Source organism: Actinomadura sp. KC216, assembly GCF_004348535.1.
In the GTDB taxonomy this organism is placed as follows: Bacteria; Actinomycetota; Actinomycetes; order Streptosporangiales; family Streptosporangiaceae; genus Spirillospora.
Genome location: NZ_SMJX01000287.1, coordinates 1 through 10,563, shown reverse-complemented (window position 1 = coordinate 10,563; position 10,563 = coordinate 1). Strand labels below are relative to the sequence as shown.

Annotated in this window: 9 protein-coding genes; 7 read left to right on the top strand and 2 right to left on the bottom strand. The window is 66.4% G+C overall.

Annotated elements, in window-relative coordinates; all coding sequences use genetic code 11:
• The coding region (locus tag E1264_RS33680) for a DUF499 domain-containing protein (protein ID WP_132180042.1) at positions 1 to 2,615 on the bottom strand (2,615 nt) is incomplete at its 3' end.
• Positions 2,615 to 5,017: a hypothetical protein gene (locus E1264_RS33675; protein ID WP_132180040.1), complete on the bottom strand. Its 2,403-nt coding sequence runs from the start codon at positions 5,015 to 5,017 to the stop codon at positions 2,615 to 2,617. The genes E1264_RS33680 and E1264_RS33675, both read right to left, overlap by 1 nt.
• Before the next feature lie 315 nt (positions 5,018 to 5,332).
• Here E1264_RS33675 and E1264_RS46075 point away from each other — a divergent pair, with 315 nt between their 5' ends.
• From E1264_RS46075 to E1264_RS33645, 7 genes are all read left to right on the top strand, one after another.
• Positions 5,333 to 5,455 (top strand): hypothetical protein, encoded by a 123-nt coding sequence (locus E1264_RS46075; protein ID WP_279491765.1) that lies wholly within the window; start codon positions 5,333 to 5,335, stop codon positions 5,453 to 5,455.
• A 5-nt stretch (positions 5,456 to 5,460) separates the two neighbouring features.
• Positions 5,461 to 5,676: a pilin gene (locus tag E1264_RS33670; RefSeq protein ID WP_243711324.1), complete on the top strand. Its 216-nt coding sequence runs from the start codon at positions 5,461 to 5,463 to the stop codon at positions 5,674 to 5,676.
• Between the two features lie 6 nt (positions 5,677 to 5,682).
• The gene (locus E1264_RS33665; protein WP_132180038.1) at positions 5,683 to 7,251 is read left to right on the top strand and encodes a hypothetical protein; all 1,569 of its coding nucleotides are present in this window, start codon (positions 5,683 to 5,685) and stop codon (positions 7,249 to 7,251) included.
• Positions 7,252 to 7,266: 15 nt separating this feature from the next.
• Positions 7,267 to 8,214, top strand: a complete 948-nt coding sequence (locus E1264_RS33660) for a PrgI family protein (RefSeq protein WP_132180036.1) — start codon at positions 7,267 to 7,269, stop codon at positions 8,212 to 8,214.
• A gap of 71 nt (positions 8,215 to 8,285) precedes the next feature.
• Positions 8,286 to 9,455, top strand: a complete 1,170-nt coding sequence (locus tag E1264_RS33655; protein WP_132180034.1) for a conjugal transfer protein TraC — start codon at positions 8,286 to 8,288, stop codon at positions 9,453 to 9,455.
• 6 nt (positions 9,456 to 9,461) lie between these two features.
• On the top strand, positions 9,462 to 9,764 hold the full coding sequence (locus tag E1264_RS33650) for a transposase (RefSeq protein WP_132180032.1): 303 nt from the start codon (positions 9,462 to 9,464) through the stop codon (positions 9,762 to 9,764).
• Positions 9,765 to 9,769: 5 nt separating this feature from the next.
• Positions 9,770 to 10,336 (top strand): IS3 family transposase, encoded by a 567-nt coding sequence (locus E1264_RS33645; protein ID WP_165964519.1) that lies wholly within the window; start codon positions 9,770 to 9,772, stop codon positions 10,334 to 10,336.
• The last annotated feature ends 227 nt before the right edge of the window (positions 10,337 to 10,563 follow it).

Below are 10,563 nucleotides of genomic sequence, written 5' to 3'. Positions count from 1 at the left end.
GGGTCGGGAACGGGGTCGCGTGGGTCAGGGATGTCGGGAGGTTGGGGAGGTTGAGGACTAGGGGTGTCGACCGGTGAGGTGGGAGCTTTGCGTAGCGAGAGGTCCATCGAGCCGATTGATAGTTCGTCGGCGGAGGTGATGTGCAGGGGGACGCCTGCGGCATCGATGACCTGGTACGGATTGGGTTCACGGAGGGTCTGATAGATGGCGCGGCGGATGTCGTCGACTGCGGGAACCAACGGGAAGGCCGGGTTCTTGTGGAACTGCTGGCTGATCTCCTTGAGGGTGAGGTTCCGGGGCATTCTTGCCAGCAAGGTCTTGAGGTAGTCGCCGGAGAGTTTGCCGGGGTACACCGCGCGGCCGTTGTCCACGAGGGCGGCCCACACGTGCGCGCCTTTGAGGGTCGTCTTGGTGTCGTCGTCGAACCGTTGCCAGTCGACCTCGATGCGATCGGTCCGGGTGAGGTAGGCGAAGTGCTGAAACGCCTTTTGCAGGTCGGCGTCGACGCGTTGTGTCGCGGTTCGGAGTTCTGCCTGGGCTTCGGTGCGTTTGTCATCGTCGGGGTCGAGTTGCTTGATGACGGCCCGCCAGGCGAGTACTTCAACAGCGCGTTTACGGACGGCGTCGCGGCGCTGGGTGTTGACGCAGGCGATGACGCAGGAGGCGGCGTTATCGACGGGTAGAGCCTGGTCGCCGACGCCGAGGAGGGCAGCGACGTCGGCGCGGGTGGGAGTATCGCGGCCGTTGTGTAGGGTCCACCGGCGCGGGTCCAGAATTACTAGGCGGGTCTTGCCGTTCTGGTCGACGTCGACGAACGCCTGTGACAGTGGGGTCCCGGGGACGTCTGGCCTATTCACGGTGATGATCTGGTCGAAGGGCCCCGGGTTGTTCTGGGCGATCGACTTGGCCCGGTCCCACAAGTAGGAGTCGCGTTCGTCTGGTTGAACGGTGTTGCGGGCCTGCTTGTAAAACATGCGGAGGGTCTGGGCGACAGCGAGGTGGTAGCGAGCCGCGCCTCGGCCAGCGGCGGTGTCGGTTACCTCCAGGGCACCGAGCCCCTCCTCATCGCTGATGAGGGCGTTGAAGACTTCCTCGGCAGCCTGAAACCCCACTCCTGGGCCGTAGATGGCGGCGAGCAGTTCATGTTTGGTGGCGCCTCGCTTGGCCTGGGCCCGGGGTACCAGGGAGTAGCAAAACAGAGCGGTCGCCATGCGCAGTGCCGGCGCCGGCTGTCCAGCGTCAGCTTCTCGTTCGGCGAGGAGCGTGTCCAGCTCACGGGCGCGTCCCTGGCAGCCGTCCTTGGTGGTGACGTCGGTGGCGGCGACCTGCCGGTATCCCTGGATCGCCCGTTCGTTTCCGTGCAGCAACCCCGAAGACAGGATGTTCTCGATCACGACCTCCAACGGAAGGTCTCCGACACCGATGAGGTCGGGCGCCCACCGACCTGCGGCATGCTCGCGCATCCAGTGATAGGCGGTCGCGGAGAAGATCTCGACGGTGGAGCGGACGCGCTGGAATCCGGCGTGGCGGGACCAGTCCTCACGCACTAGCGCCATCAGGTCTGGGGCGAACGGGTAGCTGGCGGCCAGCCGGTCCGCCAGCCCGGCCAGGCCGCGGCGTGCTCCGAGCCGATCGAACACTTGTTCCCGCCAGGCCTGCTGTGCGCCGTCCTCCCAGGAGGAGGCGATCACATCGGTCGGCAGGTTTCCTGTCCGTTCGAACAGCCGACGGCGGATGATGGCGGAAAAGTCCTGGGCCTCGGTAACCGACACGGTAATGCCGTTGCGCTCGATGCGGCTGGCGACGTAGGCGCGTAGGTCCTCGGCCTCAACGGGGTAACCGCGTTCGTCGCGGTCTGAACGGATCATCACCACGACAAATGCGACCCGCCCTCCCTCAATGTCGTCGACAGCGTCCATCAAGCTGTTCAAGAACGCCTTCTCGCCGGGCATGGAGGCCAGGTGACGCTCATCGGACAGAGCCATCGCATAGTCCATGAGCTCATCCAGCAGGATCAGCACCGGCCCACCGGCCGCCTTGAGGGCGCGGGCCAGCGCCGCCTTGTTCGGCCCCTCGGCAAGATGACGGTTGTACACGTCTCTGTCGCCCCGGAACAGCGACCAAAGGAACCGCTCATACAAGGTGGTGGCGGGGCCGAACTCCGGGCTGGTCGCTCCGGGAGTCATGTTGTCGGCCGATAGCACCACCACCCTTGCCTCGGCCAGGTCAATCGTGCCACCCGCCTGCTCAGCCTCGGTTTTGACCTGCTGGCCCAGCTCAGTGGTCAAGAACGCCGCGGGGTCGTTGGCCAGGTGGTGTAGGCCGACCAGGGCGTGACTCTTACCGCCGCCCATGCCCTGGTCGAGGTGGAACAGTGCTTTTCCTCCACGTCCGCGGATGCCGAGCTGGCGCGCGACGCTCCCCATAAACTGCACCAATCCGACCGTCGGCTCGGTGATCTCGGCGTAATACCGAGGGTCAGCGTAGGGGACGTCACGGTCGGTGTAGACCGCGCTGTACAGCGACATCTGCAGATCGGCGATCTGGCCGGCCGCGTCGGTGATTTCGGTGCGGAGGGTAAGCAGGTCGGCCCAGTGCGGAAATGGGGGGATCATCAGGTTTCCTCGATATCGAACAGGGTCGGGCGGCGTTTGGGGCTGGCCTCAGCGAGGGTGCCGGCGATTCCTCGGGCAATGTTTTTGATCGTGCTGGCATTACGCTGCACGGCAGTCAATGCTTTCGCGGTGCGGTCGCTAGGGGGCAATTGAGCGGCCAGGTCACCGATGACGGCCCACAGGTGCTCATCGTCGGCCGGACGTTCCCACCGGGCCAGCGCAGCGGCCGCTGCTTCGGCGCCCCCGGTGTCATATGCGCCCGCAATTGCGCGAGCAACGTCAAATTCGGCGCTATCGGCACTAATTCTGTCCGGCGGATCGAGTACGAGTCTGAACCCTTTGCTGGACTCGGCCAACAGGTCACCGCGGACGTCCTCCATGCGCAGGTTGTCAACCTGCGCCAGGAACCGGGCTTCGCCTTTGGGAACGATAGTGCGCCCGTGTACGCGTATCCAGAACACTGCGAACCGGGTAATCGCATCGAAGGTCTCGATGGGAATTTGCTCCAGGCGAAGCGCGGTGGCCTCACGGACACACCGGCGAGCCAACGTCAGGTATCGCTCCAGGGGAGCGGTCTGGCCATCGGGCTGGATCACCTTGAAGTAACGCCCGTAGACTTCCATTGCCGGCCCGTAGGCGGCCATCATCTGATCGCCCAGCGTCAGTCCTTCTCGGGTCCAGCGCCGGACCCGATCCTTGATTGCGTCGGCGACCTCTTTGTCGAGCTGAGCAGCAGTCGCTGGCTCCCGGTCAGGCGGGGCAACCCGACAGCCGATGGTCACGGTCACCTTGATCGACGCTACTTTGGTAATGGCAGATTCAGTACGGCTCGGCCACGAACTAGTGACCACAAAACCCGCATCATGAAGAGCCGCGAGCAACCGCTTCCATGCGTCGGGGTCAGAATGACCGAACACAACGACGAGATGGCCATCGGGGCGCAACACCCGTCGACATTCACCGAATGCCTTAGCGAGAGATGCCTCGTAGAAGTCCTTGTCGTGGCGAACGCGGCCTGGCTCGTGTACCCGCCGGACGATGATTTCTTCGTCCTTGTTCTGTAGCCCATCCCTGCTGCGTACGGCCTTGGGGCCGAACAGATCCGGCTCGATGTCAAACAAGATGCGCTTTAGCCAGACGAAGAATAGATCGGAGACGTCGGCATACTCGATCATGTCGTAGTATGGCGGGTCGGTAATTACTGCGTCGACGCTGTCGTCGCGGTAAGGAAGGGTCATGGCGTTCGCTTGACGAAATCGGGCTGGCTTCCCACGAACCCCACGAACATGAGTTTCGTATGCTTTGATTCCCGTATCAACCACCGATCCCCAAGTTCCCGGGCCTCCTCCTGGTCCCGTCTCAAGCCAGTCGAACTGGAAGATCACTACGGCTTCATTGGCGAAGAGATCACCCGCTTGGATATAGCTTCGTGCGGTACCATCGGACTTGCCGCTGATAAAGATCTTGCAACCGCGTGTGGCCCGACGAATTCGACGCACTAGTGTTGCTGCCGCGTAAGCAGTCAAAGCCCGTGCATATTCTGGGCTGCAACCAGTTGCAAGCGCTTCAGAATGGCAGTCGCGGATGGCTCTTGCGGTTGCGGCAAACTGCAACGATTGTCGGTCATTCATGAGGGAGCCAAACGTGCGATAGCCATAGCCACTGGCCATAATGGTATGCACGTTACCAGCAGGAATAGATTCGTCGGGAACCGCACTGTAAGGGCCGAACGGATCCAAGGAGGAAAGATCAACACTACTGGCGGCTTTTAGCTCATCAGGACGCAGGACACGGAACACTTTTTTTCCACCGTCGATGATGTCAGCTACTGCGATCAGCTCATCGCGGTACTCGTGCGCCTGCCCTTTGGCCTTGACGGTCTCCAGGCTGTGAACATGACCGCACGGGAAGGGGCATCGCGCGCTCTTACCCTTGCGTTTCTTCCCGTCCCCAAGGTCAGTGGAGGAGTATGTCGGCGCCTGCTCGGGGGCCCCGTCGATCACTTCGATGTTCCAGTCATTGCCGTCGATAACCAGGCGTAGTGCCTGACCAGCGTCTTTGGCCTTCAAGTCTGGCTGGCGCAGAACGAGGCTGCCCAGCAGGGGAAAGCGGCGGCCGCAGCCGTCGCAAGGGATGCTGATCGCCCATAGGTAGCCCCAGGGGAATGAGCCATCAGAGTTCTTGGGGTAATAAGGCTCCACGGCGGCCTGCATTCGGCGACCCACCTCGGCAAGGAAGATCTTAAGATCGGAGATCAGCCGAGCACTGCCATCCTCACCGAACAGGGTTTTGCCCGTGCCCTGGGCGGCCGCCCAGGGCAGTGGTGGCTCGGAGGAATAGTCACGCAATGGGTAGTCGGCGAGGATTCGCCCTGCGAGTGTGGCTACCCCACTGAGGTCCAAACCGACGGTGGTCGCACCGATCCGAGCGTCATAGGCGGCGTACTGCCGTCGGGGGTCGCGGCGCTGAGATTTCGCATAGGTCGCTCTGACCGATCGGCCGACCGCGCCCGTTGTGAGGTTTCTATGCGGGGGTGTGGCGTCCTGATGGGCGCCGGGGCCCTGCAGGCGGCCGATCCGCCCGCCCCACGCGGACCGGGTCCCGTCCCTCCGGTCGCGTGACCGTGGCAGGAAGGAGGGATGGTCTCCGATGGCCCGGCCCGCATCCTCCCCCGATCGCTGTGGGGCTCCGGCCACATCCATCAAGGAGGTGGCTGGATGCGCTCCATGATGTTCCGGTGGGCGGCGCTGGCCGTGACCGTGCTGGTCGGCGCCCTGCTGGTGCTTTCGCGGCGCCGGACGCGTTCGCCGATGAGCTGGCGGCCCCGCCGCAGGATCTGAACACGGTGATCAACCGGATCACCAAGTGGCTGGTGGGGTTGCTGGTGGCGCTGGCGACCTTGTTCCTGACCGTCGGCTTTATCCGCTATCTGCTGGCCGGTGGTGATCCGGGCGAGGTGGGCAAGGCCAAAGACACCTTGAAGTACGCCGCGATCGGCTACGGCGGCGCGGTGATGGCACCGGTGCTGGTGACCATCCTCAAAAGCTTTGTGGGCGGTTGAGCGGCGATGTCTACCGCTCTGCGCGCCTGCGTCGCCGTCGTCGGGTGTTGCGCTGCCGCGCTGATTGCGGTGGCTGTGGCCGCCGTCCCCACGCAGGCCACCGTGACGACCGTGCCGGTGGCCGCAGTGGCTGCCAAACCACCGCCAACACCGAGTTCCTCGCCGGCGCCGTCGGCGTCACCGACCAGCCCCAGCCCATCGACATCCGGTTCTCCCAGCCCAACGACCTCGGCTCCGGGCAACCCAGGTTCCTCGCCGGGCGGGCCGACGAGTCCGGAACAGGATTCAGGCGGGTGCGGATGGTTCGACGTCGCGTGCAAGGCCAAAGAGGCGATCAACAACTGGTTCAAGGACCTGGTGACCTCCGCGATCAATCCCGTGTTCGGGTTTCTGGGCACGTCCCTTCTGGTCACTCCGCGGCTGGATCAGACCAGCCGGGTGCAGGGGCTGTGGACCGGGTCGCTGGTGGTGGCCAACTCCTGTTATGTGCTGCTGGTGCTGGTCGGTGGGCTGACCTTGATGGGCCGCCAGACCCTGCAGAGCTCCTACGCGGTCAAGGACGTCGCGCCTCGCCTGGTGGTCGGCATGGTGGCTTCCAACACCAGCCTGATCCTGATCGGGCAGTCGATCGAGTTCGCCAACGCGTTGTCGGCGGCGCTGCTAGGTCAGGGGGTTGATCCGCAGCAGACGGCCGATCAGCTCCAGAAGATCATCGTGCACTCGCTCAATCCCGGGGACGTGGGGATCTTCATCGTGCTGGTGACGATCTGGGCGGTGTCGCTGGGTGTGATCCTGCTGCTGATCTACATCACGCGGGTCATGCTCACCATCGTGCTGATCGCCGCCGCTCCGCTGGCGCTTGCGTGTCACGCGCTGCCGCAGGCCGAGGGGCTGGCCAAGCTGTGGTGGCGCTGCTTTTTCGGCGTGCTGGCCATCCAGGTCGCCCAGGCGCTGGTGTTCATCGCCGCGATGCGGGTGGTGCTCACCACCGACATGGTCACCATCTTGGGCTTTCGCACCCCCGGTGACCAGGTGGACCTATGGACGACGATCTGCCTGCTGTACGTGCTGGTACGCATCCCCTCCTGGATCTCCCGCCTGATCTGGCAGGGCGGCTTGATCAGCCGCAGCCCGATCACCCGGACGGCGAAAATGATCGTTTCGTTCTTCCTGTTCCGCGGGCTGCTCGGACGACTCGCCGGGGCCCGTGGCAGCGCGGGCAGAACGCCTCCTCCGCCCCCGCCTGCGGGGCGCTTCACGGGCCCGTCGGTTCCGACGCTTCCCACGGGGCCGAAAACGCCGCCTCCTGCGGGGCCGGGAGAGATGGCGCAGCCACGGTGGGGACCGGCGCATGGGCGGTGGATGCCGCCCGATCCGGCCTGGCACGAGCGCGTGCACGACGGGCGTCCGGCGCCCGACAGCGTCGGTGAGCAGCAGCGCTGGGGCCGCCCGGAGACCACCTGGACACCTCCGCACGCCGGGGACTGGCGCGCGCCGCCACCCCAGCCGACGCGTCCGCCGCCTCAGGCTCCCTATCAGCCCGACCCGCACCGCCCGTGGAAACGGCCCAGCTGACGGAGGTGACCAGTCATGCCGCCCGACGAGCACAGCGTCCGAATCCCCGCCGATGTGGAAACCCCCGACAAGATCCTGGCCGGCCTGACCGCCCGCCAGGTAGCCATCCTGGCCGCGACCAGTGCGGTGCTGTGGCTGGCCTTCACCGCCACCCGAACCCTGGTTCCGTTGCCGGTGTTCGCCGCGGCGGCGTTCCCGTTCGGAGCGGCGGCCGCCGTGCTGGCGCTGGGCCGCCGTGACGGGGTGGGGCTGGATCGCCTGCTGCTGGCCGCGATCCGGCACGCCCGCTCCCCGCGCCGCCTAGTACTGGCCCCCGAAGGGGTCGCCGCGCCGCCCGCCTGGGCGCAGCAGAAGCAGCAGCCGCTGCCCGCTCCGCTGCGGCTGCCCGCAGCCGCGATCTCCGCCGACGGTGTGATCGATCTGGACGCCGAGGGCGCGGCGGTGGTGTGCCAGGCCAGCACGGTGAGTTTCGCGTTGCGCACGCCGCAGGAACAGGCCGCGCTGGTGGGGGTGTTCGGACGCTGGCTGAACTCGCTGTCGGGCCCGGCGCAAATTGTGGTCCGCGCGCAGGACGTCGACCTCGTCCCGCTGATCTCCGGGTTGCGCGACCACGCGCCCACGCTGGCCCACCCGGAGCTGGAACAGGCGGCGATCGAGCACGCCGATTTCCTGGCCGACCTGGCACGGCGCCGGGACCTGCTGCGCCGCCAAGTGCTGATCGTGCTGCGCGAACCGCACCATGGCCGTGCCGGTGACGGGGCCGCACAACGGGTGCTGCGCCGCGCCGACGAAGCCGTGCGTGCTCTGGCCGCCGCAGGCATCACCGTCCGCGTGTTGCCCGGCGATCACGCCACCGCGGTGCTGGCCGCCTGCTGCAACCCCTGGCACACCACCCCGGCCGCGGCAACGGATCAGCGGGCGGCACCCCCCGAAACGATCACATCCACCGGAGGATTGGGATGACTCTGCTGAAAACCGCACGCTCGCATTTGCGTCACGGCACCGGTACACGCCTGCAAACGGGCCCGGGCACAGTGGGACCGGACGCGATCGAAGTCGGCACGCGCACCCTGACCCTGTCCGAAGGCGTCTGCGCGTCGTTCGCGATCACCGGGTACCCCGCCGAGGTCGGCCCCGGATGGTTGGAGCCGCTGCTGACCTACCCGGGCCGGGTCGAGGTCGCGGTGCACATCGAGCCGACCCCGCCGACGGAGGCCGCCGATCGGCTACGCCGCCAACTCGCCCGGCTGGAGTCCTCGGCCCACTCCGATGCCGAACACGGCCGTCTGGAGGACTTCCAGGCCACAGCGGCGGCCGAGGACGCGCGGGGCTTGACCGCCGCGCTGGCCCGCGGGCAGACAAAGCTGTTTCGGGTCGGCCTGTACTTCACCGTGCACGCCCCCGACCAAGAGGCGTTGGAGGCCGAATGCTCGCAGGTGCGGGCGCTGGCGTCCTCACTGCTGCTGGACGCCGCACCGGCCACCTTCCGCCCGCTGCAGGGGCTGACCACCACCCTCCCGATCGGGGTCGACGGTCTGCGCATGCGCCGCACCTTCGACACCCAAGCGCTCGCGGCCAGTTTCCCGTTCAGCTCCCCCGATCTGGACGCCCCGGTCACCGACACGACCGTGCTGTACGGGATCAACACCGCCTCCTCCAGCCTGGTGCTGTGGGACCGGTGGGGCCTGGACAACCACAACTCCGTCGTGCTGGCCCGCTCCGGCGCCGGCAAGTCATACCTGACCAAGCTGGAGGTACTGCGGTCGCTGTACGCCGGAGTACAGGTCGCCGTCATCGACCCCGAAGACGAATACGCCCGCCTGTGCGGCGCTGTCGGCGGTTCCTACATCTCGCTCGGCTCTCCCGGCGTGCGGCTCAATCCGTTCGGCCTGCCCGCCTCCAACGCCGGGACCGACGCGTTCACCCGCCGAGCGCTGTTCCTGCACACCCTGATCGGCGTGCTGCTGGACGAGCCGCTAGACCCGGCCGGCAAGGCGGCGTTGGACCGGGCGATCGTTGAGGTGTACGCCCGAGCGGGCATCACCAGCGACCCGCGCACCTGGACCCGCCCCGCCCCGCTGCTGGCGGACCTGGCCGCCGTGCTGCGCGATGACACCGAGGATCCCAGGGCAGGTGTGAGCCGTACCGGGTTTGGTGAAGTCCTTCAAGCCAGTCATGATCTTGACTGGCAGGGAGGAGAATGACCGTCGATGTCGGCACCACGCAAGTACCCCCTGGAGCTTCGTGAGCGGGCTGTGCGGCTGGCTCTGGAGTCGGATCGGCCGATCGCGCAGATCGCTGCCGATCTGGGTATCCACCGCGAGGCGCTGCGGACCTGGGTGCGTCAGGCCCAAGCCGATGCCGGTAAGCGGCCCGAGCAGCTCAGCAGCGCTGAACGCGAGGAACTCAAGCGGCTGCGCAAGGAGAACAACGAACTCAAGCGGGCCAACGAGATATTGAAGGCCGCCAGTACGTTTTTCGCCGCCGAGCTCGGCCAGCCCCGGACGAAGTAGTCGCGGTGATCGACCACCTTCGCGGCCGCTTCGGGGTCGAGCCGGTGTGCAGGGTGCTGAACCTGTGCCCGGGAACCTACTACGGCCGTAAACGCCGCCCACCCTCGGCCCGGGCCCAGCGTGATGCGGTCTTGATCGAGCAGATCAAGGAGGTCCACCAGGCCAACTACGGGGTCTACGGCTCCCGGCGTGTTCACCGGCAATTGCGCCGCCAGGGCGTGCCGGTGGCGCGGTGCACGGTGGAGCGGCTGATGCGCGAGCATGGCCTGGAAGGTGTGCGGCGCGGCAGCCACCGGCGCACCACCACACCCGATGAGACCGCGCCGCGGCCACCGGACCTGGTCAACCGCCGCTTTGTCGCCGACCGGCCGGACCGGCTGTGGCTGGCCGACATCACCTACGTGCGCACCTGGGAGGGCTGGGTGTACGTGGCGTTCGTGCTGGACGCCTTCTCCCGGAGGATCGTGGGCTGGCAGCTGGCCGATCACCTGCGTACCGATCTGCCGTTGGATGCCTGGAGATGGCGCTGTGGCAACGCCGCCGAGACCGACGGCCGCAGACCGGCGGCCTGATCCATCACAGCGACAGGGGCTGCCAGTACACCAGTTTCCGGTATGCCAGCCGGCTGGCGGACGTGGGCGTCATGGCCTCGGTCGGTTCGGTCGCTGATTCCTACGACACTCAGTCCATGATCATAACTGTGGGCGTCGTTCCGGTGGCCTGACCCGTGCTATGACTGATCCTCCCTCGGAGTGTCTCTGCGTTGATCTGTCGGCCCCGGAACGACGTCCGTTGTGTG

Excerpts from the sequence above, each read along its gene's own strand:
- E1264_RS33650 (WP_132180032.1), top strand. The coding sequence starts at position 9,462 with ATGTCGGCACCACGCAAGTACCCCCTGGAGCTTCGTGAGCGGGCTGTG.
- E1264_RS33665 (WP_132180038.1), top strand. The coding sequence starts at position 5,683 with ATGTCTACCGCTCTGCGCGCCTGCGTCGCCGTCGTCGGGTGTTGCGCT.
- E1264_RS46075 (WP_279491765.1), top strand. The coding sequence starts at position 5,333 with ATGCGCTCCATGATGTTCCGGTGGGCGGCGCTGGCCGTGACCGTGCTG.
- E1264_RS33660 (WP_132180036.1), top strand. The coding sequence starts at position 7,267 with ATGCCGCCCGACGAGCACAGCGTCCGAATCCCCGCCGATGTGGAAACC.